The sequence below is a fragment of the Magnetospirillum molischianum DSM 120 genome, assembly GCF_000294655.1.
Classification (GTDB): Bacteria; Pseudomonadota; Alphaproteobacteria; order Rhodospirillales; family Magnetospirillaceae; genus Phaeospirillum; species Phaeospirillum molischianum.
The window spans coordinates 1-24,203 of record NZ_CAHP01000024.1; the positions used below are offsets into that span (position 1 = coordinate 1).

Sequence of the window (24,203 nt, forward strand, 5' to 3'; positions counted from 1 at the left end):
CTAAGGCCCGGATCGCTGCCGACAAGGCTTTGTCTGAACTGACCGCTCACAGTATTGCTCTCGCCGGGGTGCGGCCATGAGACGCCTTGGCGGGTTCCTGCTGGTCACCGCCCTGCTGGTGATGGCGGGGGTGTGGTTGGCCGATCAGCCCGATGAGATCACCATCCGCTGGCAGGGCTGGCGGATTGATACCAAGATGCCGATTCTGCTGCTTGGCCTGCTGTTCTTTGCCGCGTTCGCCGCCGGTTTGGGACGGATGGCCCGGTCGGTTGTCGGTGCGCCCGGTCGTTTGTCCGGTGCGCGTCAGACCAAGCGGACGCTAAAAGGGTATCGTGCTCTGTCCGAAGGGCTGGCAGCGGTCGCGACCGGCGATACCCGTCGGGTTGCCCGCTTGGCCCATCAGGCCGAGAAGCTGTTGAAAGATCCGTCGCTGACCGGCTTGTTAAGCGTTCAGGCGGCGCGGATGGGCGGTGACGAAAGCGAACTGCGCGCCCGTTTCGAAACGATGCTGACCCACCCGGAGACCGCATTTTTGGGGCTGAAGGGGCTAACCGATCTGGCGTTGCGTCGGGGCGAACGCGACCACGCCCGCGATTACGCGGCGCGGGCTTTTGCGTTGCAGCCTTCGGCCGAGGGGCTGGCGTCGGCCCTGTTCGACCTTCAGGCCGAAGCCGGTCTGTGGGCCGAGGCCGAGATCACCCTGACTGTCGCCCGCCGTTATCGCACCATGCCGACCGAAGAACTGGCGCGGCGTCGGGCGCAGATTCTTTATGCCCGCGCCCAGGCCGCCGAGGATCGCGGCAACCGGGTCGAGGCGCTGGATCTGGCGCTGGCCGCTCGCAAGGCGGACCCGTCCTTCATTCCCGCCGTGGTTCTGGCGGCTGAAATCCTGCGTCGTCGCGGCAAGGAACGCAAATCGACGCAAATGATCCAGGCTGCGTTCCGTATCGCGCCGCATCCGGCCCTGGTTGCCGCCTGGATCGCCTTTGGCCCCAACGACACCCCGCTTGAGCGGGTTAAGCGGGTCCAGCGGTTGGTCGAGGTCAACCAATCCTCCTCCGAAGGGCAACTTGCTCTGGCCGAGGCGGCGCTGGATGCCAAGCTGTGGGGGCAGGCTCGGACCCGTCTCAATCAGGCTCTTTCCGAGCGGCCCAGCCATCGCGTGCTGACCCTGTTGGCCCGGCTTGAGCGTGAGGAGAACAAGGACGAGAAGGCGGCCCTGGCTTGGTTGGCGAAGGCTGGCGCTCTCGCTCCCGATCCGGTCTGACCGCGCGACCTCCGACCGGATGCGGCGGAAGCGTTTATCGGAGTCTCCGATCATGAGAGTCTCTGTCTTCTGCCCTCGTCTTTTGCCACCGGTCCCCCCCCGGATGGCTGGCCGCTAAGAATCCATGCATCTTCTCGCGGTTCAGGCCGGCACCCTTCCCGATGGTAACGATGCCGTCGATCTCGGCCAAAGCCCGGCCGAGATCGTTGTTCTGTCGGCCGCCGATACTGATCTTGCCTGCTTGGCTCAGGCGTGGCGGGGCGGTCCGGCGGGGTTGCGTCTCGCCAATCTGATGCGTCTCGGCCACAATCTCTCGGTCGATCTTTACGTCGAACAGGTGATCGAGCGGGCGCGGCTGGTGGTGGTGCGCCTGCTGGGAGGGCGGGCCTACTGGCCCTATGGCGTCGAGCAGATTGCGGCGGCGGCGCGGCGCAAGGGTATTGCTGTCGCCTTTCTGCCTGGATCGAGCGAGCCTGATCCTGATCTTACCGAAGCCTCGACCCTGGCACCCGATGCAGTCGAGCGGTTGTGGCGCTATTTGCTGCATGGCGGCCCCGATAATGCCCGCGCTTTCCTGGCCTATGCCGGATCGCTGATCGGCCGCCCGGCGGCATGGGTCGAACCGCGTCCATTGCCGCCCGCCGGACGACATTGTTCCGATCCCGCCGATGATCGTCCCCGCGCCTTGCTGGTCTTCTATCGTGCCTTGGTGCTGGCTGCCGATCTGGCCGCGATCGAGGCGTTGATCGCGGCCTTGCGGGCCGAGGGGATGGCGGTGACCGCTCTGTTCGTCCACAGCCTGAAAGATCCGGTTGGGGCCGGTCTGGTCCGTGCCGAGATCGCCGAGACCCCGCCCGATATCGTTCTGAATGTCACCGGCTTTGCCGTCTCGGCACCGGGGCGGGCTGCGGCGGGACCGTTTGGTCCGGCCGATTGCCCGGTGTTGCAGGTGATCCTGGCCGGAGATACCGAGGCAGGCTGGCGCGCCGGTCGCGGTGGATTGGGTCCGCGCGATCTGGCGATGAATGTCTCGTTGCCCGAGATCGACGGACGCATCCTCGCCCGTGCCGTCTCGTTCAAGGCATTGGTTCGTGACGAGGCGACAGAGTGCGATATCGCCCATCATGCGCCGGTGGCCGACCGGATCGTCTTTACCGCCCGGCTGGCGGCGAATTGGGCGCGATTGCGCCGCACCCCTGCCGTGGATCGACGGGTTGCTTTGATCCTGGCCAATTACCCTCACCGCGATGGACGGCTGGGAAACGGTGTCGGACTGGATACTCCGGCTGCCGCCGCCGCGATTTTGCGGGCGATGGCGGGGGCTGGATACGATGTCGCGGGTGCGCCCGAGGATGGGCAAACGCTGATTGCCCGCCTGCTGGGTGGTGTCACCAATAGCGGACGAGCCGGGCGCGAGGTGCGCGAAACCCTTTCTCTGTCCGATTACGTGGCATGGTTCGAAACGCTTTCCGCCCCGGTGCGGGCGGCTGTGACCGATGCCTGGGGACCGCCCCAGCACGATCCGTGGTTTCTGTTCGCCGAGCAGGGTTTTGCCTTGCCGGTTCTGCGCTTTGGCGGGGTGGCGGTGGCGGTGCAGCCCGCCCGCGCCAGCGAAGCCGATGCGGCACGGCGTTATCACGATGCCGATCTGCCGCCGCCGCATCGTTATCTGGCGTTCTACCTGTGGCTACGCCAGAGCTTCGCGGCCAATGCGGTGATCCATCTCGGCAAGCACGGTACGCTGGAATGGCTGCCGGGTAAGGCGGTGGCGCTGTCGGCGGATTGCTTCCCCGAGGTGGCGCTGGGGCCGCTGCCGCATCTCTATCCCTTTATCGTCAACGATCCGGGCGAGGGCACTCAGGCCAAGCGTCGCGCCGGAGCGGTGATCATCGATCATCTGACTCCGCCACTGACGCGGGCTGAGACCTATGGGCCGCTTCGCGAGTTGGAGCGTCTGGTCGATGAATATTACGAGGCGGCGGGACTCGATCCGCGCCGTCTGGCCGTGCTGCGTCGCGAGATCCTCTCTTTAAGCGCGGTGGCGGGGTTGGAGGCCGATCTGGGGATCAGGGCGGACGACGATCCCGATGCGGCTTTGAAGAAGCTCGACAACCATCTGTGCGAGTTGAAGGAACTCCAGATCCGCGATGGTCTGCACATCTTCGGTCAGGCGCCCGAGGGGACGCAACGCGATACGTTATTGGTGGCGTTGGCGCGGGTCCGGCGGGGAGCCGGGCCGGAAGCCGAGTCGCTGACCCGCGCCCTGGCCCGCGATCTTGGGCTGGAGTTCGATCCGCTCGATTGCTGTGCTGCCGATCCCTGGTGCGGGCCTCGCCCGGCAGCACTGGAGGGGATTTGCGACGATCCCTGGCGTAGCGTCGGCGATACCGTCGAGCGGCTGGAGGCGCTGGCGTTGGCGCTGGTCGTGGGCACGTATTCCTGTTCGTCCGATTGGAGCCGGACCCAAGCGGTGCTTGATTGGATCGAAACCGTCTTGCGCCCTACGGTGGCGGCGTGTGGTCCTGCCGAGATGTCGGCACTGCTGGCTGGTCTGGACGGTCGCTTTGTCGCGCCGGGACCATCGGGAGCGCCGACGCGGGGCCGCCCCGACGTGTTGCCGACCGGGCGCAATTTCTTCTCGATCGATCCCCGCACGATGCCGACCCCTGCCGCCTGGGCGCTGGTGTGGAAGTCGGTCTCGCTGCTGCTGGAACGGCACCTCCAGGACCATGGCGATTGGCCTCGGGTGATGGCGGTGACCGCCTGGGGCACCAGCGCGATGCGGACCGGCGGCGACGATCTCGCCCAGGCATTGGCGCTGATGGGAGTCCGGCCGTATTGGGAAATCGGTTCGGGCCGGGTCAGCGGCTATGAGATTCTGCCGTCGGGCGTGCTCGACCGCCCGCGCGTCGATGTCACGTTGCGGGTATCGGGGCTGTTCCGCGATGCGTTCCCCAGTTTGATCGACCTGTTCGATGCCGCGGTTCGCGCCGTCGCCGCGCTGGACGAGCCGCCCTCGGTCAATCCGCTCGCCGCCCGCGTCAGCGCTGACCGCGCCAGACTGGAAGCGTCCGGCCTGTCCGCCGAGGAAGCGGCTCGTCGTGCCGCCTACCGGGTGTTCGGAGCCAGGCCCGGAGCCTATGGCAGCGGGCTGGAGCCACTGATCGAAGGGCGTGGTTGGGGAGAGCGCGAGGATCTGGCTGCCGCCTATATCGCCTGGGGCGGGTGGGCTTATGGCGGTGGAGCCGATCCCGAGGCCGGGCAAGCCCTGTTCGCCGACCGGCTGGCTGCGGTCGAAGCGGTGGTGCAGAATCAGGACAATCGCGAGCACGATCTGCTTGATTCTGCCGAATACGCTTTGTTCGAGGGCGGGCTGGCGGCGGCGGTCGAAGCGGCGGCGGGGCGGCCGCCGGTGGTCTATCATCCCGATCATTCCCGCCCGGATTCACCCCGGATCAATACGCTGGACGAAGAAATCGCCCGCATTGTGCGCGGTCGGATGGTGAATCCGAAATGGATCGCAGGGGTAATGCGCCACGGCTATAAGGGCGCGGCGGAAATGGCCGCTGGTGTAGAATATCTGCTGGCCTTTGCCGCCACTACCCGCGCGGTGAAGGACCATCATTTCGAACTGGTGGCCCAAGCCTATCTGAAGGACGAGGCCGTCAGTGCATTTCTGGCCGAGGTCAATCCTGCCGCGTTGGACGACATCCGCGTCGCTCTGCGCACCGCGTTCGAGCGCGGTCTGTGGCGGTCGCGCGACAATCGCATCTACGATCTGTTCGTCGAGGAGTTTCGCCCGCCATGCTGACCCGTCGCGCTCTTGTCCTGGCCCTGCTCGCTTTTGTCGGCAGCATTGGCGGCTATGTCCTGGCTCACTGGACGTTGTTCGTGCGGCCTTAATGATTTATGCCGCGTGAACCGAGATGAGCGGGCAATCGCACGCGCTGCGTTCGATCTGAACCGTAGCGTGGGCGATGCCGAAGTGTTCGTGCAGCTCCTCGGCCAGTTCCAGCAGGAAGGAATCGGAATTGCCGCTGTCCGGCATCACCAGATGCGTGGTCAGCGCGACCGCATTGGTGCTGAGAGACCAGATGTGGAGGTCGTGCAGGGAGCTTACTCCCGGCTGACGGAGCAGGAACGCTTCGACCGCTGCCCGGTCGATCTCCGCCGGAACCGCGTCAAGGGCGAGGCCGAGCGAATCGCGGAACAGCCCCCAGGTGCCGACCGCGATGATGGCGACGATGGCCAGACCGATCACAGGGTCGATCCAGTACCAGCCGGTTAGCGCGATAAGTCCGGCCGCAAGGATAACTCCGCCGGACACTGCGGCGTCGGCGGCCATGTGAAGAAATGCTCCGCGCAGGTTGAGGTCGCTGCTTGCTCCCTTACGGAACATCAGCGCGGTGATACCGTTGATTACCAGTCCGACGGCGGCGACGGCCATCACTGGGCCAGCCTCGATCGGGGTTGCCTCGGTCAGCAATCGCCGGACCGCTTCCCATCCGATCGCACCAAGACCAAGCAACAGCAGCCCGGCATTGGTCAGGGCGGCCAGGATGGTGCCACGTCCCAATCCGTAGGTCAGCCGTCCGGTCGGACGCCGCCGCGCCAGCGCCATTGCCGCCCAGGCCAGCAGCAGCCCGGCGACGTCGGCGAGGTTGTGCCCGGCATCGGCCAGCAGGGCCAGCGAGCCGAAGGCGAGTCCGCATCCGGCTTCGACCAGGACGAAGCCGAGATTGAGACCAGCCCCGATAGCGAAGGCGCGATTATGGCTTGGAACCGGATGGTGATGATGGTGACCGTGCGAATGACCATGATCGTGTGAATGGCTGTGATCATGGCCCATGGCCCACTCCTGATTATTCAGTCTCATTCGCAATCAGAGCCTGCAATATTCCGCGGCGTCAAGGACGGTGATGTTCGATGATTGTTTTGCGAAAGTCTGGGAGCTTCACCCTAATTGCATTGAGCCGGATGGCGGCGAGGGCTATGCTGCAACGCACAATCCTATCCGGAGGCCCGTTGAGATGACTGAAGCTGCTGCTGTCGTTGCCTCGCCTGAACCAGTCCAGACTTTGTCTCTGGCGGGGAAAAAAGGGCTGATCATCGGAATCGCCAATCGCCAGAGCATTGCCTATGGCGTCGCCCGTCACGTTCGGGCCTATGGTGCCGAACTGGCGATCACCTACCTGAACGAGAAAAGCGACCAATACGTCCGGCCGCTCGCCGAAGAGGTGGAGGCGTCGATCTATCTTCCCTGCGATGTCCGCGAAGAAGGACAGCTTGAGGCTGTGTTTGCTGCGATCACCGAAAAATGGGGCAAGCTCGATTTTGTTATCCACTCGATCGCCTTTGCCAATCGCGATGATCTGCATGGGCGGGTGGTCGATTGCTCGCGCGACGGCTTTGCCCTGGCGATGGATGTGTCATGCTTCTCCTTCATCCGGTGCGCCAAACTGGCCGAACCACTGATGACGGACGGGGGATGTCTTGTCACCCTGTCCTATTACGGCGGGCGCAAGGTCGTTGATCATTACAACGTGATGGGGCCGGTCAAGGCGGCGCTGGAGAGCACGACCAAGTATCTTGCCCATGAACTGGGAGCGCAGGGAATTCGGGTTCTGACCTTATCGCCCGGTCCGCTGCGCACCCGCGCCGCGTCGGGTATCGCTCACTTCGACGAATTGCTGGATGCGGCGGCCGCCAAGGCTCCGACCCAACAATTGGCCGATATCGACGATGTTGGCTCGTTTGCCGCCTATCTGGTCAGCGATCTCGCCAAATCGGTGACCGGCACCACCCTGTTTATCGATGGTGGTGCTCACATCGTCGGTTAGGATCTGTTTCCCTGCCCAGCGAGTCCCTGGTTCAGGCTCGGAGTCGAGCCTCGACCGAGGGCAACGCCTCGGGGGTGCCGACATGGAACCAGCCGCCATCATGGACGATGGCGGCCAGCCGTCCGTGCGACAAGGCGCGGTCGTACAGGACGTTGAGGGAGAAGCGGCCCTCTGGCGCGGCTTCGAACAGGCGCGGGTGGAGGATCTGCACGCCGGTGAACAGATACGGCGCGACGGCGGCATTGCCCCGGCGGTGGGGGAGGCCATCGGAATCCAGGGTGAAATCGCCCGGCCCGTCATGGCCAACCGCGGTAGTGGTCGGATGAAGCAACAGCAGGGCGTCCATTCGCTCGTCTTCCCAGGCCGCGCGCAGCCGCTCCAATGCGGGGACGGCTCCCTCGGTCCACAGGATGTCGGCATTGACGACGAAGAACGGCGCGTCTCCCAGCAATGGCAAGGCGCGGGTGACGCCGCCTCCGGTCTCCAACAACTCGTCCTCGGGCGACAGGGCGATGTCGGGTCGTCCGGCGAGATGGTCGCGGATTTTCTCGCCCAGCCAATGGCAATTGACGACGATCCGCGTCACCCCGGCGGCGTCGAGGGCGTCGATGGCCCGGTCGAGCATCGTCCGGCCCGCGACGGCCACCAGCGGTTTGGGAACGGTCAGGGTGATCGGTCGCATCCGTAGCCCCAGCCCAGCGGCCAGAACCATTGCATGAGAGAACGGTACGGTCATGGCGTGGGAATTCCGCGTTGACCGGGCGGAATGATCCGGTTGAGCCATTCCGCCAGCTCGGACAGCACGGGATGAGCCAGTGATGCTTCCAGCAACCGCCATAGCCGTGGGATATGGCCGAGATAGACCGGCTTGTTGTCGCGCCGGGCCAGTCGGGTGAAGATGCCGATGACCTTGGCGTGGCGCTGCGCCGCCATTACCGCCCACGAGGCTTCGAAGCTGGTCCGGTCCAGCCCGCCGACCCGCGCCAGCCAACGCTGCTTCATTCGTTCGATCAGTAGCGGATCGATGTCGCGGCGGGCATCTTCCAGCAGCGACATCAGGTCGTAGGTCGCAGGACCGGCCACGGCGTCCTGAAAATCGAGCAAGCCGCATCCGGCCAGACCGGGCCGGTCGAGTCGCATCAGATTATCGATGTGGAAATCGCGTAGGACGAGGGTCTCGGGCACCAGCCGCGCGACTGGGAACAGTCGTTGCCAGATCCCCAGGTACTCCTTGCGCACGTCGGGCGCGAGCGTGTGTCCTGTCTGCGCCGGAAAATACCAGTCGGTTAGCAGCGCCGCTTCGGTCAGCAACCTGTCATCGTCATAACGGGGTAAGCCGGGTGGGATTGCGTCGGAGCGGGTGGCGATATCGGCCAGGACATCGGTTGCCAGGGCATAGAGGGCGTCTTCGTCTTCTCCGGCGGCCAGGCAGCGGGTATAGGTGCGGTCGCCCAAATCTTCGAGCAGCAACAGGCCGTTCTCTTCGTCCACGCCGAGCAGGCGGGGGGCCGATAGCCCCAAATGCTCCAGGTGACGGGCCAAGGCGATGAAGGGGCGGACGTTCTCCTGGGGGGGCGGCGCGTCCATCAGCACCGCTGTTTCATCGCTTCGCCGCAGCCGGTCGTAATGACGAAAGCTGGCATCCCCGGCCAGGGTGCCGCGTTCGGCCTCGCCCCAGCCATGCGAGATAAGAAAAGCGCGGATCAGGGACTCGCGGGGGAGCAGGGGGTCGGCGGTCACAGGGAAAGGTCTCCGATACGGTCGGCCCAAGAGCCGGTGGCGGTGAGGCTGGCGCGACGGCCTTTCTCGCTTTCGGCCTCCTCCAGCCGCAGATCGAGGCGGTGGGCGGGCAAGAGCGGCCCCAGCCGATCCGGCCATTCGATCAGGCAAATGCCCTCGGCGAACGCGTCCTCGATATCAAGTTCGAAGGCGTCGTCGGGCTGTTCAAGTCGGTAAAGGTCGAAATGCCAGACCGGCCCGGAGCAACCTTCATAGACCTGGACCAAGGTAAAGGTCGGACTGGGCACTTCTTCGTCTGGCGTGGTCAGCGCCCGGATGAAGGCACGGGCCAGGGTGCTTTTCCCCGCGCCCAGAGTACCATGCAGTGCGATGACGTCGCCCGGCCGCGCCAGAACCGCCAATGCCCGGCCCAACCGGCAGGTGGCATCTTCGTCGGGAAGAAAAAAAATTATTTCTCGGCTCACAGTCCGGCTCCAAGCCCGATCGTGACTCTATGATGGAATAGAGTTATTATAACCAAAGGACAGGGATGAGCATAGGCATCATGGCCTGTCTGATTAATCTCACCGCGCGATAGAGGTGCCGTCATGTCGGACGAACCCACAGTGTCTTTGCCCGAATTAGAGGCCCAGAATTTGGCTGAAGCGGCTTTGCTACTCGATCATGCCCGCGAGAAACGAGATGCTGGCCGGTTGGCCTCGGCGCTCGATAATAACCTTCAAGTTTGGACCGCGCTCCGCACTATCGCCGACATTCCCGATGCGACACTGACTGATACGGCACGGGGCAACCTGATCAGGCTGTCCGATTTCGTCGCCACCAGCACCCTGACCACGGGGGTCAAGATCTCGGATGAGACTCTCGACACCCTGATCAACGTCAATCTGCAAATTTCCGAGGGATTGTTGGAAGGGGCGAAACGATCCGCCGGGATTTGATCCGGCGGAACCGTCTCAGTCAAGGAAACGGGCGACGGTCTGGAGAAAGTTCGCGACGGAGATCGGCTTGGCGATATAGCCTTCACAGCCGCCTTCGCGGATTTTCTCTTCGTCACCTTTCATCGCGAAGGCCGTCACCGCGATTACCGGGATCGCCCGCAAATCTGGATCGTCTTTCAGGATGCGGGTGATTTCCAATCCAGAAATCTCGGGCAGCTGAATATCCATCAGGATCAGGTCGGGGCGGTTGGCGCGGGCGATATCGACCGCCTCGCGGCCATCCTTGGTCTGAAGGGTTTTGTAGCCGTTGGCCTGGAGCAGATCGTTGAACAATTTCATGTTCAATTCATTGTCTTCAACGATCAATACTGATTTCGCCATACCGTTCCCCGAAAGACCTTTAATCGCTGTCCCGGACGAGGATCGCCCGGAAGGGTGCGCGCTTCTGCATTCTTTCGCAGCATCATCCTCATTTCGGTGAGGTGAGTCAAACGAAGGGATTGAGCCGAAACGGAAATTCGGCTGAATCAGGCGGGCCAGACGACGATGTGGTGGTCCAGCGGACCGGCGCGGCCTTCAGGAACGGCGCGGCCGCGTACCGAGATCCCGGCGCGGTGAACGCTGTCGGGATCGCCCGAGATCAGTGGATGCCACCAGGACAGATTTTTTCCTTCGGCCAGCAGCCGGTAGGCGCAGGTCGAGGGCAACCAAGCCAGATCGGCGACCACCGCCGCTGACAATTGGATGCAGTCGGGGACGTGACGCCAGCGATGGGCATAATCGCGGCAGCCGCACTTGCCGAGATCGAGCAGGCGGCAGGCGACGTTGGTGTAGTGGATTTCGCCGGTGTCGGCGTCTTCCAGTTTGTGCAGACAGCAGCGGCCGCAGCCGTCGCACAGGCTTTCCCATTGCTCGCGGCTGAGATCCTTTAATGCCGTCGTTTCCCAGAAGGGGGCGTCGTGGGAGTCGGCGCTCATCCGAGTAACGGTGCCGGAGCGACCCACCAGCCGGGCTGGTGGGCGGATAAACCGGCGGCGGCGGCGCGGGCGGCGGCTTCGTCGGCGAACAGGCCGAAACAGGTCGCGCCCGATCCCGACATCCGCGCCAGTAGACAATCGGGCTGGGCCGCGATCGCGGCCAGCATTTCGCCGACCAGCGGCAGCAGGGCGACGGCGGGAGCGGTCAGGTCGTTGCGTCGCGCCGCCAGAGCCTGGGCCAGGGCATGGGCATCGGCCGGGGATTCGGTCAGCGGATCGGGGGAGGAAAACGGCGCGGTGCGGGCTTTGAACACCGATGGCGTCGAAAGTGGCACCAGCGGATTGACCAGGACCAGCCAGGCCGGGGGCAGGGTGGGGGCGGGGGTCAGCACTTCGCCGACGCCTTCCATCCGGGTCGGGCGACCGGCGAGGCAGACCGGCACGTCGGCCCCGATCGACAGGGCCAAGGTCCGCAGTCGCTCGGGCGGCAGGTCGAGGCCCCACAGTTTCGACAGCGCGGTCAGGGTCGCGGCGGCATCGGCCGAGCCGCCGCCAATCCCGGCGGCGACCGGCAGGCGCTTGGTCAGGCGGATCGCGGCGGCGAGAGGCACACCGGCGGCTTCGGCCAGCAGGCGGGCGGCCTTGACCACGATGTTCTCGCCTTCGGGCAGGCTGGCGGCGGTGGGGCCATCGACGACAAGGGTCAGGCTCTCGGCGGGCTGGACGGTGACGGTATCGCCGATCCCGGCGAATGCTACCAGCGAGTCGAGCAAATGGTAGCCATCGGGGCGCTTCCCGGTCACGAGCAGGGTCAGATTGACCTTGGCCGGAGCTTCGACGGTAACAAAACGATCGGTCATGCGGGTCACTTGGCGGTCAGGGGTGGGAGCTGGCCGGACGAGACCTTGGCTTTAAGCGCCTCGATCTGTTCCGGCTCGGGATTAAGGGTCAACGCCCGTTGCCACTGGAAGCGGGCTTCGTCGATGCGGCCGCTTCGCCACAGGGCATCGCCCAGATGCTCATTGACGGTGGGGTCCTCGGGCTTCAATTCGACGCCGCGTTCCAGGTACTTGACCGCTCCGGCGAAATCGCCCAGCCGGTACAGCGCCCAGCCCAGCGAATCGACGATGGCGCCGTCATTGGGGCGCAGCCGTACCGCACGTTCCAGCAGCGAGCGGCCTTCTTCCAGGTTAATGCCCTGATCGACCCAGCTATAGCCCAGATAATTCAGCACGTCGGGCTGTTCGGGCTTGAGCCGCAGCGCCTGAAGGAAATCGGCTTCGGCGCGGGGCCATTGTCCCGACCGCTCCAGTGCGATGCCACGGGCGTAATAAAGCGGCCAAAGCTGTGGATTGGGGGCGGCTCCTTCGGGCGCGGCGCGGCGCAACGCCAGATCGTAGGCCTCGGCGGCTTCGGGGAAGCGCTTGTGGGTGCGGTAGACATCGCCCAGGGTCATCGCGGCGTCATAGCCGTCGGGCCGCAGGTCGATCAGGCGACGCAGTTCGGCGATCGCGTTCTCGGTCCGGCCCGCTTCGTCGAAATTGACCGCCAGCCGCAGCCGGGCGTAATCGGCCGCCGGAGAAGCGGAATCGATCGCATGATAAATTGGTTCCGCTTCGTCCAGCCGTCCCTGACGGCTGAGAACATCGGCCAGCAGCAATTGGCACAGCGGGAAGTTCGGCCGTATCCCCAGCGCCAGTCGGGCAAAGACCAGGGCCAAATCGTTGGCTCCGCCCTGACGGGCCAGCGATGCGGTGTCGAACAGTGATTCGGCCAATCCGTCTCCGGCGCTGGTGACGGAGCGCGGGACCTTCGTCCCGGCTTTCAGGGCGCGGTCGCCGTCGAATAGCGAGCGGTCGGGCTGTGCAGCGTGATAGCGGGCGTACAGCGCGCGGGCCTCATCCAGGCGGCCGCTGCGCTGAAAGAACGCTCCGGCGGTTTCGATCGCTCGCAGGCTGCCCTGGCCCTCCAATGCGGCGCGGAAATGTTGTTCGGCTTCGACCGGACGGTTGGCCAGATCGGCGACCATGCCCGCGTGCAACTCGAATACCGGGGCAAAGGCCGCCGTGGCTCCGCCCGGCTTCAGCAGATCCAGGGCGCCGTTGGGATCGTCCTGGCCTTCGCGGCTCCAGGCCAGCATCAGCGGAGCCAGAAAGGCGTTCAGCCCCTTGCGCGGCATCGCCTCGAATCGCTTTTGCGCGCTGACGAAATCGCCTTGTGCCGCAGCGCGGACACCCAGCAGCATTGTCGGCAGCGGCGCTTCTTCATCGATCAGCAACAGCCGCTCGGCCAGGGGCGCGGCTTCGTCGAGCCGCCCCTCGGCCAGCAACAGGGTAAAGGCCAGTTGCTGCAATTCGGTATTGTCGCGGTCGGAGGCGGCGGCGATCGACAGGAATTGCGCCGCGGCGCGGGTATCGCCATGGGCATAGGCGAAGCGCCCCGCCATATAGGCTCCCAAGCCGTGGGGTTCGGGCGCTGTCTCGTCGATCGAAGAAGGCGCGTTCGAAGGTGGCGAGCCGCAGGTCGCAAGACTCGCCGCCGCCAGCGCCGCCGCCAGGGCCAGGGCCGGCGGTGTTCTGTTCATGCACCGTTTCCGCATGGATGGCTTCCTTGGGGGGACGCCGCCGAAAATCGACGGCTATTGTCCCTGCTGATTGTCTGTTCCCAGCTTTACATGTTGGGATAGTTCGGTCCACCGCCACCTTCGGGAACCGTCCAGGTGATGTTCTGGGTCGGGTCCTTGATGTCGCAGGTCTTGCAGTGGAGACAGTTCTGCGCATTGACCTGAAGGCGGGGGGGCGAGGTGTCGGTCGCGGCAACGATTTCATAGACCCCGGCCGGACAGTATCGCTGCTCGGGCGCATCATAGAGCGGCAGATTGACCGCCACCGGTACGGCAGGGTCGATCAGCTTCAGATGTGACGGCTGGTTCTCTTCGTGGTTGGTGTTCGAGATGAACACGCTGGATAATTTGTCGAAACTGACGATCCCGTCCGGCTTGGGATAGGCGATCGTGGGATAATCGGCGGTCTTGCCTAGCGCCAGATGGTCGGCGCGGTGCTTCAGCGTCCACGGGGCGCGGCCGCGCAGGATTTCGTAATCGAAAGCGGAATAGGCCAGCCCTCCCCACAGACCCCAATGGAAGCTGGGGCGGACGTTGCGGGCGCGATAAAGTTCGTCCCACAGCCAGCTTTGGCGCAATGCGGCCGGATAATCGGCCAGCTCGCCAGTGGGAACGGCACCATCACGCAACGCGGCGGCGACCGCCTCGGCCGCCACCATCGCCGATTTCATTGCGGTATGGGTGCCCTTGACCTTGGGGACGTTGAGGAAGCCCGCCGTGTCGCCGATCAGCGCGCCGCCGGGAAAGGTCAGTTTAGGGATCGATTGCAGCCCACCCTCGGACAGGGCGCGGGCACCATAGGAAATCCGCCGTCCACCTTCGAAGGTCGGACGGATCGCCGGGTGCGTCTTAAAACGCTGGAACTCGTCGAACGGCGACAGACTGGGGTTGGCGTAATCCAGCCCGACAACAAAGCCGACCGCCACCTGATTGTCTTCCAGGTGGTAGATGAAGGCTCCGCCATAGGTCTTGGCATCCATCGGCCAGCCGACCGAATGGACGATCTTGCCCGGATGGTGCTTGGTCGGATCGACTTCCCACAATTCCTTGATGCCGATTCCGAACGTCTGAACGTCGCAGTCGCGCCGCAGGCCGAACCGTTCGAACAACATTTTAGTCAGGCTGCCCCGGCAGCCCTCGGCGAACAGGGTCTGGCGAGCGAGCAATTCGACGCCAGGAGTGAAGCTGGGGCCGGGTTCACCCTCCTTGTTCACCCCCATATCGCCGGTGGCGACGCCTCGGACCGCGCCGGATTCGTCATACAGCACCTCGGCGGCGGCGAAACCGGCAAAGATTTCGACACCCAGAGCCTCGGCCTGCGCGGCCAGCCAGCGGGCGAAATTGCCGAGCGAGATGATGTAATTGCCGTGATTGTTCATCGTCGGCGGCGTCGGCAGGCGGATCGCCCGGCTTTCCGTCAGGAACATGAACGAATCGTCGGTGGCGGGCGTGTGCAGCGGTGCGCCGCGTTCGCGCCAGTCGGGGAACAGTTCGGCCAGAGTTCGCGGCTCCAGCACTGCGCCCGACAGGATGTGCGCGCCGACCTCCGAACCTTTTTCCAGAACGCAGACGGTAAGATCGGGATCGATCTGTTTCAGTCGGATCGCCGCAGTTAGCCCCGACGGACCCCCGCCGACGATCACGACATCGAATTCCATGGATTCACGTTCGCTCAAGGCATCCCACTCCGCGGCGGACCCGCACGCTTTGGCTGCGGTTCCCGATCAGGCCAGAGTGTTTCTATAGCACACCGCCCGCAACCCTTTCGATCCCCTCTCGTCGATGCGCCTTGTCATCGAGTGCCGCGTCCCTTAGAAACCGGAGTTCCGGACGGAGGGCACAAATCATGAAGTATGGCCGCAAGCGGGTTCTGGTAACCGGAGGCGCGGGCTTCCTGGGGTCGCACCTGTGCGAGCGCCTTCTCGAAGACGGGTGCGACGTCCTGTGCGCCGATAACCTGTTCACCGGGACCAAGGACAACATCGCTCATCTGCTCGCCAATCCATATTTCGAGCTGTTGCGCCATGATGTCACGTTCCCGCTATATGTTGAGGTGGATGAGATTTACAATCTCGCCTGTCCCGCTTCGCCGGTGCATTACCAGCGCGATCCGGTCCAGACCACCAAGACCAGCGTTCACGGCGCGATCAACATGCTGGGGCTGGCCAAACGGATCGGCGCGAAGATTTTTCAGGCTTCGACCTCCGAGGTCTATGGCGATCCCGAGGTGCATCCTCAAACTGAAAACTATCGCGGCAGCGTCAATCCGATCGGTCCGCGCGCCTGTTACGACGAAGGCAAGCGCTGCGCCGAGACCCTGTTCTTCGATTATTGGCGCCAGCACGGGCTGCGGATCAAAGTCGCCCGTATTTTCAACACCTATGGCCCGCGGATGCATCCCGACGATGGGCGGGTGGTGTCGAACTTCATCGTCCAGGCTTTGGAAGGTCGCCCGATCACCCTTTACGGCGACGGTAGCCAGACCCGCAGTTTCTGCTTCGTTGACGATCTGATCGAGGGCTTTTTGCGGCTGATGGCCACCGGCGACGATATCACCGGCCCGATCAATATCGGTAATCCCCGCGAAATGACGGTGCGTGAACTGGCCGAGATGGTGGTGGCGATGGTCGGATCGAAATCCGGGATCGTCTTCCACCCCCTGCCTGCCGACGACCCGTTACAGCGCCGTCCCGATATTACCCTGGCGAAGGAAACATTGGGGTGGACGCCGAAAGTGACGCTGGAAGAGGGGCTGGACCGTACTATCGCCTATTTCCGCTCGCGGATGCAGGCATAGGGCGGACGCGGCCCTCTTCCTGCCTTCGGTCTCCCCATCTTTTGGGGAGATCGCTAGACCGAGTCTTCCTCGGGCGTCAGAGTCTTCAGCATCAAAGCGTGTAGTTCGCCGCCCATCTTGCCGCCCAGCGCGTCATAGACCGCCTGATGGCGGCGCACACGCGACAGACCGTTAAAGCTGGGCGAGACCACCAGCGCGGAATAATGATCGCCGTCGCCGCGGAGATCCTCAATCACGACCTTGGCGTCGGGCAAGCCGGCACAGATGAGCTGCTCGATCTCGGTTGCTGACATCGGCATGGTCTGGACTCCCTGATCCAGCGGAACGTGGGGGGTGGGGGGTGATGGAGGCGGGCCGAAGCCCACCTCCACCTTCCGTTCCTACTCTTTGGTGCCAGCCATGAAGGCGGGCAGCCAGCCTTCATGAACTTTGACCAGATCCTCGACGGCGATGGCGCGGCCACCGACGCTGATAACGCGTCCTCCGGTATGACCGATGACCCGGACGGCGGTGTCGTGCTCGACCGCTTCTTCCAGAACGGTGGGAAGGTCGTCATCACGGACTTCGAGGATGTAGCGGCCCTGATCCTCGCCGAAGCACCAAGCATGCAGCGGCAGGGTTGTCGGTGCATCAAGCGCGACACCGATCTTGTCCTTCGACGCCATCGCCATCTCGGCGACCGCGACCAGCAGGCCACCGTCCGAGATGTCGTGGCTGGCCTGTACCAGTCCATCGCCGATCAACTGGCGGACCAGTTCACCAGCGCGGCGTTCGCGGTGCAGGGCGACCGGCGGCGGCGATCCTTCCTCGCGGCCACAGATTTCGCGCAGGTACAGCGATGCGCCCAGCCAACCCTTGGTCTCGCCGATCAGGACGATCGCGTTGCCCGAGCCTTTCAGGTCGATGGTGGCGCTGTGGCTGACATCGTTCAGCAGGCCGACACCGCCGATCGCGGGGGTGGGCAGGATCGCCTCGCCCTGGGTCTCGTTGTAAAGCGAGACATTGCCCGACACGACGGGGAAGTCCAACTCGCGGCAAGCCTGTCCCATGCCCCGGATCGCCTCGACGATCTGGCCCATGATCTCGGGCTTTTCCGGGTTGCCGAAGTTCAGGTTGTCGGTGACAGCCAGCGGCAGGGCACCAACGGCGGACAAGTTGCGATAGGCCTCGGCCACCGCCTGACGCCCACCTTCATAGGGATCGGCGGCGACATAGCGTGGGGTGACGTCGGTGGTGATCGCAATGCCCTTGCCGGTGGCGTGGACGCGGACCACGGCGGCATCGCCGCCCGGACGCTGAACGGTGTCGCCCATCACCATGTGGTCGTACTGTTCCCAGATCCAGCGGCGCGAGGCGAGGTCAGGGGTGCCGAGCAGGGTCTTCAGCGCTTCGACAGGGCAGACCGTTTCGATTTCGCGGGCATCGACCGGCTGGCGCTTCGCGGGGGCGACCCACGGACGGTCATATTCCGGCGAAGCCAGTGCCAGCGGATCGATCGGCAGATCGGCGACGATCTCACCGTGACGTGACAGCACCATCCGCCCGTTGTCGGTCAGGTGACCGACGATGGCGAAATCCAGCTCCCACTTCTCGAACACGGCGCGGGCCAGATCTTCGCGGCCCGGCTTGATCACCATCAGCATCCGTTCCTGGGATTCCGACAGCATGATCTCATAGGCGCTCATTCCCTCCTCGCGCATCGGCACGAGGTCGAGATTCATCTCGATGCCCAACCCGCCCTTCGAGGCCATCTCGAACGAGGACGAGGTCAGACCGGCGGCACCCATGTCTTGGATCGCGACGATCGCGTCGGTCGCCATCAGTTCCAGACAGGCTTCGATCAGCAGCTTTTCGGTGAAGGGATCGCCGACCTGGACGGTCGGACGCTTTTCCTCGGACTTTTCGTCGAATTCGGCCGAGGCCATCGTCGCGCCGTGGATACCGTCACGTCCGGTCTTCGAACCGACATAGACCACCGGATTCCCGATTCCGGCAGCGGCGGAATAGAAAATCCGGTCTTTGTCGGCCAGTCCGACGGTCATCGCGTTGACCAGGATATTGCCGTTATACGAGGGGTGGAAATTGACCTCTCCCCCCACTGTCGGCACGCCGACGCAATTGCCGTAGCCGCCGATTCCCGATACCACGCCCGCGACCAGATGACGGGTCTTGGGGTGGGCCGGATCGCCGAAGCGCAATGCGTTCAAGTTCGCGATCGGCCGTGCGCCCATCGTGAAGACGTCGCGCAGAATGCCACCAACCCCGGTTGCCGCACCCTGATAGGGTTCGATGAAGCTGGGGTGGTTGTGGCTTTCCATCTTGAAGATGATCGCCTGATTGTCGCCGATATCGATGACACCGGCATTCTCGCCGGGACCACGGATCACCCACGGTGCCTTGGTCGGCAGGGTCTTCAGCCACTTCTTCGAGGATTTGTACGAGCAATGCTCGGACCACATCACCGAGAAGATGCCGAGTTCGGTCAGGTTGGGTTCACGGCCGAGGATTTCGAGAACCTTGGCGTATTCATCGGGCTTCAGGCCGTGTTGGGCGATGATGTCGGGGGTGATCGCGGTCAAGACAGGGCCTCCACCAGGGAATCGAACATCGTCTTGCCATCGGACCCGCCAAGCAGGTCTTCGGCCAGCCGCTCGGGATGCGGCATCAGTCCCAGCACGGTGCGGCCGGGATTATAGATTCCAGCGATATTGCCCAGCGATCCGTTGGGGTTGGTCGCTTCGGTCACCGCGCCATCGGCGTCGCAATAGCGGAAGGCGACCTGTCCGTTGCCTTCGATCGCCTTGACGGTCTCGGCATCGGCAAAGAAATTGCCTTCGGCATGGGCGATCGGGAACCGTACCACCTGTCCGGCCTGATACTGCCGGGTGAAGTCGGTTGCATCGGTCTCGACCCGAAGGTGGACATCGCGGCAGATGAAGCGCAGATCGCGGTTGCGCATCAACACGCCGGGCAACAGACCGGCTTCGGTCAGGATCTGGAAGCCGTTGCAGATGCCAAGCACCCGCGTCCCTTTCTCGGCGCGGGCTTTGACCTCGCGCAGGACGGGCGAGTGGGCCGCCATCGCGCCGCAGCGCAGATAGTCGCCATAGGAAAACCCACCCGGTACCACGATCAGGTCGAGATCGGGCAGGTCGGTATCGCGGTGCCATACCATCAGTGGGCGGTGGCCCAGGCTGGCTTCCAGCGCCACGGCGACGTCACGGTCGCAGTTGGAGCCGGGGAAAACGATGATCGCGGCTTTCAAGGGCAGGGCCTTCGCGCAAGTGAAGTCGAGGGAATGGTGTACCCCGGAAACGGTCTGGTTTCCAGACGCTTCAAGCGGTGTTTTGGCGGAGGGGAGGGGTAACAGACAAAGGGGGTGCCACCATGGGGCGGGAACCCCCTTTGTCTCAGTCGGAAAAGGGCATCACGCTTTCGCGCTTCGCCACGACCGCCACAGGGGTTGGGGATGGGCGGGGATTCCCCATGACGGTATTTCCAACGGTTGTGCAGGGCGCTTTATTGTGCCGCAACACGAATATATATAATTTAACAGAATCGTAGAAAATGAAAACAAAAAATGTCCCGAATCGCGGCGCTCGATATTCGGATTTATTTTGTGAGTATTATTCGTAAATTTAAATAAAATTTTACGCAAATACGACGGCTTGCATCTGCTGTCTGGTGTCGCCACGATAATGATGCGGATTGTGCGTATATCAGGGAGGAGGGGTGATGTCGTTGGGACGGGTGGGATTGGCGCTCGCGCTGCTGTTCGGAGTGCTGACGAGTAGCCCCGTCTTTGCCGCGGCAGCGGTCGAGTTCGGTTCGTCGCGGGTCGAGTTGGTTGCCGCAAAGGACGGACATCGCACGGCTCTGACGGTCGAACTGGCCACGACTCCCGAGCAACTGGAGCAGGGGTTGATGTTCCGCCGTCATCTCGCCCCCGGTTCGGGCATGCTGTTTGATTTCGGTCAACCGCGTATGGTTGCGATGTGGATGAAAAACACCCTGATCCCGCTCGATATGCTATTTATCGATGTAGATGGCCGGGTCGTCCATATCGAAGAAAATGCCGAACCCGGTACGCTTCAGCCGCGTGGCCCGGTTCAGAAGGTGTTGGGCGTATTGGAGTTGCCCGCAGGCAGCGCCGCCCGTTTGGGATTGCGTCTTGGCGATCGGGTCGAGCATCCGATGTTTCAGGAAAATCTGGTCAAATCTCGGTAACTATTTTTTGTTAAGGTTAGGTTTGTCGTCAAACCCCGAGGCCGCCCATGCAGACTCCGAACGCCGACACTGCCACCACCCAGATCGCGTCCGCCAGTGCGGGCCGGGTTGTTACCGGCATTCGCGAGGCCGCCACCGCGACCGGGATATCGTTCGATTTTCTGCTGTCTCAGGCAGCCCGCGAAAGTGGCCTCGACCCCCAGGCATGCAACACAAGGTCGTCAGCGGCGGGGCTGTTTCAGTTCACCAGCCAGACCTGGATGGACATGGTGCGTCGCCATGGGGCGAAGCACGGGCTTGAGACCCAGGCCGCCGCGATCGTTCGCAGTCCTAACGGGCGGCTCGACATCGCCGACAAGACGCTGAAGGCGGCTGTGCTCGAACTGCGCAAGGATCCCGAGCTGTCGGCGATGATGGCGGCTGAATATGCGCGCGATAATTCAAGGATTCTTGAGCGCAGACTGGGCCGTCCCGCCACCGCGTCGGACTTGCATCTCGCTCACTTCCTGGGGGCGGGCGGTGCAGTCCGGGTGATCGAGGGGATGGCGAACGATCCGCACAATTCCGCTCACAGCCTGGTGCCCTCGGCGGCCCGGTCCAATCCCGAACTTTTCCGCGATCCCGGCAGCCAGGAGGCGCGCACCGTCACCAGCCTGTATAGTTCTGTACAGGCCCGTTACGAGGCCGCGCATAAGAGGGGGCGCGCCGATCTGGCCGCATTGCGTCCCGAGCCCCGTCCCGACCTAGAGGCGGAGCGGGTGGCTGCGGAACAGGCTGCCGCGGAACAGGCTGCCGCGGAACAAGCGGCTGCTGCGGAAAAGGCTGCGGCCCCGCCACCACCGCCGCCGCCGCCCGAACCGCCGGTCCAACTCGTTGCTTCGGAACCGGCTGCGATCCCCGCGCCTGAACCGGCGGTTCAACTCATAGTTTCTGAATCGGCGGCGGCGACCGAACTGTCTACCGCCGCGATGTTCGTGCCTGCCGAGGGGAACGGTTTCCGTACCGCGATCCCTTCCGTGGCGACGACTCTCATCGATGCGCGGAGCGTGAAGGACATCGCCGATGCCATTCGCGCTGGTCATGACATCTAAGGCGGTTGCGCGCCCTCGCTGGGCGCAAACCATGCGGTTTGCACGATCGCTCGCTTCAGCAAGGTGCGCAGGATCGAATGCAGAGGGCACGGATCAATGATGACGGGACCGGACCCCTGCGATCCCCATCCGATGGCGGGATTTCCGCAGGTTTGCTTCATCCGCAACACGGTCTCCAACCCGAACATCGAAATCGGGAATTACACCTATTACGATGACCCGGACGGGTCTGAGGATTTCGAGCGGAATGTGCTCTACCACTTTCCTTTCATCGGGGATCGCTTGGTGATCGGCAAGTTTTGTGCCCTGGCGCGAGGGGTGAAGTTCATCATGAACGGCGCCAATCACAAAATGTCGGGAATATCAACTTATCCGTTTAATATCTTCGGTAACGGATGGGAGGCGGTGACGCCTGACAAGGCCGACCTGCCCTATAAGGGCGATACGGTGGTCGGCAACGATGTCTGGATCGGTTACGAGGCTCTGGTGATGCCGGGGGTTCGTATCGGGAACGGTGCGATTGTTTCAGCGCGTTCGGTGGTCACGTCCGACGTTCCCGCTTATGCGATCGTGGGAGGGAATCCCGCCCGGACGATCCGCACCCGTTTTCCGCCCGAAACCGTCGAACGGCTGAACGCTCTGGCTTGGTGGGATTGGCCCGTCGAACAAATTACGCGGTATTTGCCGCTGATTGTGTCCGGCGATGTCGATGCCCTGTGCGCGGCGTCCCCCTCGCTCTGACGGGCAAAACAAGGAGCGGCGGGACCCGATTGGTCCCGCCATCTCTGTGCTACTGGTCGCGGGCAAGCTCGTACAACGCGACGGCGGCGGCGTTCGAGACGTTGAGGCTTTCCATCTCGCCGGTCATCGGCAGGCGAACCAGATGGTCGCAATGCTCGCGGGTCAGCCGACGCAGGCCGTCACCTTCCGCTCCCAGCACCATCGCCATACGCCCGGACAAACCGGCCTTGGCGAGGGTTTTGGGAGCGTCGGCGGCCAGACCGGCGATCCAGAATCCGCCATCCTTCAGCATCTCCAGGGCGCGGGCCAAATTGGTGACCCGGACCAGCGGCATCCGCTCCAGTGCGCCCGAGGCGGATTTTGCCAGCGCCCCGGTTTCCTCGGGGGCGTGACGGTCGGGCACGACCACGGCCAGCGCGCCGAACGCGGCGGCGGAGCGGAGGATGGCCCCGACATTGTGCGGGTCGGTGACCTGATCCAGCACGACAACGATTGCTCGCTCGGTCAAAGCGCCGGCGCGGACGACATCTTCGATTCCCCAGGCGGGCAGAGGCTCGACCAGGACCGCGACACCCTGATGCACAGCTCCGGCGGGAAGCAGGCGGTCGATCTCGGGCCGGGCCAGCAAATCGGGAGCAATGCGCGAAGGGGGAAGGGCGCGTGCCACCTCGGCGGTGGCGACCAGACGGCGCACCCGCCGCTCGGGATTGATCAGAGCTGCCGTTACGGCATGGGTGCCGTAAAGCCAGACCGACGCGCCGCCGCCACGGTCGCCGCCGTCCCTGTGTCCGCCGCCGCGCGATTGCGGCCGTCCCCGGCGTGAGGGGGGGGCATCGTCGCTGGAATGAGTGGATTTCATGGGGTACCTCCGATGTCAGCGTTGTAGTGCGTGATTTTCGGATTGACAAGCGCTGGCAAATTCTCATAGTACAGCGCTCCCGTCGCCCCCGGCTCAGGCTGGTGGTAGAGGATGGGGAGGGGTGGCCGAGCGGTCAATGGCAGCAGACTGTAAATCTGCCGACGGAAGTCTACGAAGGTTCGAATCCTTCTCCCTCCACCAACTCTTCTCGGATGCTCCGGGGAGGCGGAGTACGCTTCTCGGGAAAGCGCCGGGTGGTGAAGGACGCGTGGACGGACTGGCGGGTGTAGCTCAATGGTAGAGCAACAGCCTTCCAAGCTGATGACGGGGGTTCGATTCCCCTCACCCGCTCCATCCGCGCTTACGGCGGCCCGACCGGGGTCCAGGTATTGAACCATGCGGCAGCCGCCGCGATCAGACGGGTTGAAAAATGGCTAAGGCGAAATTCGAGCGCAACAAGCCGCACTGCAACATCGGCACCATCGGTCACGTTGACCATGGCAAGACCTCGTTGACTGCGGCGATCACCAAGGTTCTGGCCGAGACCGGCGGAGCGACCTTCACGGCCTACGACCAGATCGATAAGGCCCCCGAAGAGAAGGCTCGCGGCATCACCATTTCGACGGCGCACGTGGAATACGAGACGAGCAATCGTCACTATGCTCACGTTGACTGCCCCGGCCACGCCGACTATGTGAAGAACATGATCACCGGCGCGGCGCAGATGGACGGCGCGATCCTGGTCGTTTCGGCGGCTGACGGCCCGATGCCGCAGACCCGCGAGCACATCCTGCTGGCGCGTCAGGTCGGTGTTCCGGCCCTGGTCGTGTTCATGAACAAAGTCGACATGGTTGACGATCCCGAACTGCTCGACCTGGTTGAGCTTGAGGTTCGTGAGCTGCTGTCGTCCTACGTATTTCCCGTGGCGACGATATTCCGATCGTCAAGGGCTCGGCGCTGTGTGCTCTCGAAGACCGCAGCCCGGAAATCGGCAAGGAAGCGATTCTGAAGCTGATGGCCGAAGTTGACCGCTACATCCCGCAGCCGGACGTCCGAAGGACAAGCCGTTCCTGATGCCGATCGAAGACGTGTTCTCGATCTCG

At 63.7% G+C, this 24,203-nt stretch carries 21 protein-coding genes, 2 tRNA genes and 1 pseudogene; 11 read left to right on the forward strand and 13 right to left on the reverse strand.

Features of this window, described 5'->3' with window-relative positions:
- Window positions 1-76 precede the first annotated feature (76 nt).
- Window positions 77-1,267: a heme biosynthesis protein HemY gene (locus PHAMO_RS11565; protein ID WP_002729584.1), complete on the forward strand. Its 1,191-nt coding sequence runs from the start codon at window positions 77-79 to the stop codon at window positions 1,265-1,267.
- Window positions 1,268-1,391: 124 nt separating this feature from the next.
- Complete coding sequence (gene cobN, locus PHAMO_RS11570; protein WP_002729585.1) at window positions 1,392-5,078, forward strand: cobaltochelatase subunit CobN; 3,687 nt, start codon at window positions 1,392-1,394, stop codon at window positions 5,076-5,078.
- 96 nt (window positions 5,079-5,174) lie between these two features.
- Here cobN and PHAMO_RS11575 read toward each other — a convergent pair whose 3' ends face one another.
- Window positions 5,175-6,116: a cation diffusion facilitator family transporter gene (locus PHAMO_RS11575; RefSeq protein ID WP_002729586.1), complete on the reverse strand. Its 942-nt coding sequence runs from the start codon at window positions 6,114-6,116 to the stop codon at window positions 5,175-5,177.
- A gap of 181 nt (window positions 6,117-6,297) precedes the next feature.
- On the opposite strand from PHAMO_RS11575, the gene fabI reads away from it, so the two are divergent.
- The gene (gene fabI, locus PHAMO_RS11580) at window positions 6,298-7,107 is read left to right on the forward strand and encodes an enoyl-ACP reductase FabI (RefSeq protein ID WP_002729587.1); all 810 of its coding nucleotides are present in this window, start codon (window positions 6,298-6,300) and stop codon (window positions 7,105-7,107) included.
- 31 nt (window positions 7,108-7,138) lie between these two features.
- Here fabI and PHAMO_RS11585 read toward each other — a convergent pair whose 3' ends face one another.
- The 3 genes from PHAMO_RS11585 to tsaE are packed head-to-tail and all read right to left on the reverse strand — an operon-like array spanning window position 7,139 to window position 9,311.
- Window positions 7,139-7,843, reverse strand: coding sequence for a nucleotidyltransferase family protein (locus PHAMO_RS11585; protein WP_002729588.1), 705 nt, complete (start codon window positions 7,841-7,843; stop codon window positions 7,139-7,141).
- Window positions 7,840-8,847 carry an aminoglycoside phosphotransferase family protein gene (locus PHAMO_RS11590; protein WP_040566964.1) on the reverse strand — a complete coding sequence of 336 codons (1,008 nt, stop codon included), beginning with the start codon at window positions 8,845-8,847 and terminating at the stop codon, window positions 7,840-7,842. Before PHAMO_RS11590 ends, PHAMO_RS11585 begins: the two co-directional genes overlap by 4 nt.
- Window positions 8,844-9,311, reverse strand: coding sequence for a tRNA (adenosine(37)-N6)-threonylcarbamoyltransferase complex ATPase subunit type 1 TsaE (gene tsaE / locus PHAMO_RS11595; protein WP_040566966.1), 468 nt, complete (start codon window positions 9,309-9,311; stop codon window positions 8,844-8,846). Before tsaE ends, PHAMO_RS11590 begins: the two co-directional genes overlap by 4 nt.
- 123 nt (window positions 9,312-9,434) lie before the next feature.
- Here tsaE and PHAMO_RS11600 point away from each other — a divergent pair, with 123 nt between their 5' ends.
- Entirely contained in the window at window positions 9,435-9,785 is a 351-nt protein-coding gene (locus PHAMO_RS11600) for a flagellar biosynthesis regulator FlaF (protein WP_002729589.1), read from the forward strand.
- Between the two features lie 15 nt (window positions 9,786-9,800).
- On the opposite strand, the gene PHAMO_RS11605 is transcribed toward PHAMO_RS11600, so the two are convergent.
- The 5 genes from PHAMO_RS11605 to PHAMO_RS11625 form a co-directional block, all read right to left on the reverse strand.
- Entirely contained in the window at window positions 9,801-10,166 is a 366-nt protein-coding gene (locus PHAMO_RS11605) for a response regulator (RefSeq protein ID WP_040566969.1), read from the reverse strand.
- A gap of 146 nt (window positions 10,167-10,312) precedes the next feature.
- Window positions 10,313-10,762, reverse strand: a complete 450-nt coding sequence (locus PHAMO_RS11610) for a YcgN family cysteine cluster protein (protein WP_002729591.1) — start codon at window positions 10,760-10,762, stop codon at window positions 10,313-10,315.
- Entirely contained in the window at window positions 10,759-11,622 is an 864-nt protein-coding gene (locus tag PHAMO_RS11615) for a 4-(cytidine 5'-diphospho)-2-C-methyl-D-erythritol kinase (protein WP_040566972.1), read from the reverse strand. The genes PHAMO_RS11610 and PHAMO_RS11615 overlap by 4 nt, the downstream gene beginning before the upstream one ends.
- 5 nt (window positions 11,623-11,627) lie before the next feature.
- Window positions 11,628-13,346, reverse strand: a complete 1,719-nt coding sequence (locus PHAMO_RS11620; RefSeq protein ID WP_155801750.1) for a tetratricopeptide repeat protein — start codon at window positions 13,344-13,346, stop codon at window positions 11,628-11,630.
- Between the two features lie 86 nt (window positions 13,347-13,432).
- The gene (locus PHAMO_RS11625) at window positions 13,433-15,043 is read right to left on the reverse strand and encodes an electron transfer flavoprotein-ubiquinone oxidoreductase (protein ID WP_040566974.1); all 1,611 of its coding nucleotides are present in this window, start codon (window positions 15,041-15,043) and stop codon (window positions 13,433-13,435) included.
- A gap of 188 nt (window positions 15,044-15,231) precedes the next feature.
- Here PHAMO_RS11625 and PHAMO_RS11630 point away from each other — a divergent pair, with 188 nt between their 5' ends.
- Entirely contained in the window at window positions 15,232-16,182 is a 951-nt protein-coding gene (locus tag PHAMO_RS11630; protein ID WP_002729596.1) for a UDP-glucuronic acid decarboxylase family protein, read from the forward strand.
- 53 nt (window positions 16,183-16,235) lie between these two features.
- Here the strand turns inward: PHAMO_RS11630 and PHAMO_RS11635 are convergent, their stop codons facing one another.
- The 3 genes from PHAMO_RS11635 to purQ form a co-directional block, all read right to left on the reverse strand.
- Window positions 16,236-16,481 (reverse strand): BolA family protein, encoded by a 246-nt coding sequence (locus tag PHAMO_RS11635; protein ID WP_002729597.1) that lies wholly within the window; start codon window positions 16,479-16,481, stop codon window positions 16,236-16,238.
- 81 nt (window positions 16,482-16,562) lie between these two features.
- Window positions 16,563-18,761, reverse strand: a complete 2,199-nt coding sequence (gene purL, locus PHAMO_RS11640; RefSeq protein ID WP_002729599.1) for a phosphoribosylformylglycinamidine synthase subunit PurL — start codon at window positions 18,759-18,761, stop codon at window positions 16,563-16,565.
- Window positions 18,758-19,447 carry a phosphoribosylformylglycinamidine synthase subunit PurQ gene (gene purQ, locus PHAMO_RS11645; protein WP_002729600.1) on the reverse strand — a complete coding sequence of 230 codons (690 nt, stop codon included), beginning with the start codon at window positions 19,445-19,447 and terminating at the stop codon, window positions 18,758-18,760. The genes purL and purQ overlap by 4 nt, the downstream gene beginning before the upstream one ends.
- A 470-nt stretch (window positions 19,448-19,917) precedes the next feature.
- Between purQ and PHAMO_RS11650 the strand changes: the two genes are divergently transcribed.
- The 3 genes from PHAMO_RS11650 to PHAMO_RS11660 all read left to right on the forward strand — a co-directional run bounded on the left by PHAMO_RS11650 (window position 19,918) and on the right by PHAMO_RS11660 (window position 22,241).
- Window positions 19,918-20,409 (forward strand): DUF192 domain-containing protein, encoded by a 492-nt coding sequence (locus tag PHAMO_RS11650; protein WP_002729603.1) that lies wholly within the window; start codon window positions 19,918-19,920, stop codon window positions 20,407-20,409.
- A gap of 47 nt (window positions 20,410-20,456) precedes the next feature.
- Window positions 20,457-21,500 (forward strand): transglycosylase SLT domain-containing protein, encoded by a 1,044-nt coding sequence (locus PHAMO_RS18550; protein ID WP_002729604.1) that lies wholly within the window; start codon window positions 20,457-20,459, stop codon window positions 21,498-21,500.
- A gap of 96 nt (window positions 21,501-21,596) precedes the next feature.
- Entirely contained in the window at window positions 21,597-22,241 is a 645-nt protein-coding gene (locus PHAMO_RS11660) for a Vat family streptogramin A O-acetyltransferase (RefSeq protein ID WP_002729606.1), read from the forward strand.
- Between the two features lie 49 nt (window positions 22,242-22,290).
- On the opposite strand, the gene rlmB is transcribed toward PHAMO_RS11660, so the two are convergent.
- Window positions 22,291-23,100 (reverse strand): 23S rRNA (guanosine(2251)-2'-O)-methyltransferase RlmB, encoded by an 810-nt coding sequence (rlmB, locus tag PHAMO_RS11665; RefSeq protein WP_002729607.1) that lies wholly within the window; start codon window positions 23,098-23,100, stop codon window positions 22,291-22,293.
- Window positions 23,101-23,215: 115 nt separating this feature from the next.
- Here rlmB and PHAMO_RS11670 point away from each other — a divergent pair.
- The 3 genes and pseudogenes from PHAMO_RS11670 to PHAMO_RS11680 all read left to right on the forward strand — a co-directional run.
- Window positions 23,216-23,301 (forward strand) — tRNA-Tyr (locus tag PHAMO_RS11670).
- Between the two features lie 79 nt (window positions 23,302-23,380).
- Window positions 23,381-23,454, forward strand: a tRNA-Gly gene (locus PHAMO_RS11675).
- 76 nt (window positions 23,455-23,530) lie between these two features.
- A pseudogene (locus tag PHAMO_RS11680) lies at window positions 23,531-24,203 on the forward strand (GTP-binding protein); the annotation flags it as partial.

Bases quoted from the DNA above. Each gene is read 5' to 3' on its own strand.
- PHAMO_RS11605 (WP_040566969.1), bottom strand. From the start codon at position 10,166: ATGGCGAAATCAGTATTGATCGTTGAAGACAATGAATTGAACATGAAA.
- PHAMO_RS11615 (WP_040566972.1), bottom strand. From the start codon at position 11,622: ATGACCGATCGTTTTGTTACCGTCGAAGCTCCGGCCAAGGTCAATCTG.
- PHAMO_RS11620 (WP_155801750.1), bottom strand. From the start codon at position 13,346: ATGAACAGAACACCGCCGGCCCTGGCCCTGGCGGCGGCGCTGGCGGCG.
- PHAMO_RS11575 (WP_002729586.1), bottom strand. From the start codon at position 6,116: ATGGGCCATGATCACAGCCATTCACACGATCATGGTCATTCGCACGGT.
- PHAMO_RS11565 (WP_002729584.1), top strand. From the start codon at position 77: ATGAGACGCCTTGGCGGGTTCCTGCTGGTCACCGCCCTGCTGGTGATG.
- PHAMO_RS11650 (WP_002729603.1), top strand. From the start codon at position 19,918: ATGTCGTTGGGACGGGTGGGATTGGCGCTCGCGCTGCTGTTCGGAGTG.
- PHAMO_RS11635 (WP_002729597.1), bottom strand. From the start codon at position 16,481: ATGCCGATGTCAGCAACCGAGATCGAGCAGCTCATCTGTGCCGGCTTG.
- cobN (WP_002729585.1), top strand. From the start codon at position 1,392: ATGCATCTTCTCGCGGTTCAGGCCGGCACCCTTCCCGATGGTAACGAT.
- PHAMO_RS11660 (WP_002729606.1), top strand. From the start codon at position 21,597: ATGATGACGGGACCGGACCCCTGCGATCCCCATCCGATGGCGGGATTT.
- PHAMO_RS11630 (WP_002729596.1), top strand. From the start codon at position 15,232: ATGAAGTATGGCCGCAAGCGGGTTCTGGTAACCGGAGGCGCGGGCTTC.
- PHAMO_RS11610 (WP_002729591.1), bottom strand. From the start codon at position 10,762: ATGAGCGCCGACTCCCACGACGCCCCCTTCTGGGAAACGACGGCATTA.
- PHAMO_RS11585 (WP_002729588.1), bottom strand. From the start codon at position 7,843: ATGACCGTACCGTTCTCTCATGCAATGGTTCTGGCCGCTGGGCTGGGG.
- PHAMO_RS11625 (WP_040566974.1), bottom strand. From the start codon at position 15,043: ATGGAATTCGATGTCGTGATCGTCGGCGGGGGTCCGTCGGGGCTAACT.
- fabI (WP_002729587.1), top strand. From the start codon at position 6,298: ATGACTGAAGCTGCTGCTGTCGTTGCCTCGCCTGAACCAGTCCAGACT.
- PHAMO_RS18550 (WP_002729604.1), top strand. From the start codon at position 20,457: ATGCAGACTCCGAACGCCGACACTGCCACCACCCAGATCGCGTCCGCC.
- rlmB (WP_002729607.1), bottom strand. From the start codon at position 23,100: ATGAAATCCACTCATTCCAGCGACGATGCCCCCCCCTCACGCCGGGGA.
- PHAMO_RS11600 (WP_002729589.1), top strand. From the start codon at position 9,435: ATGTCGGACGAACCCACAGTGTCTTTGCCCGAATTAGAGGCCCAGAAT.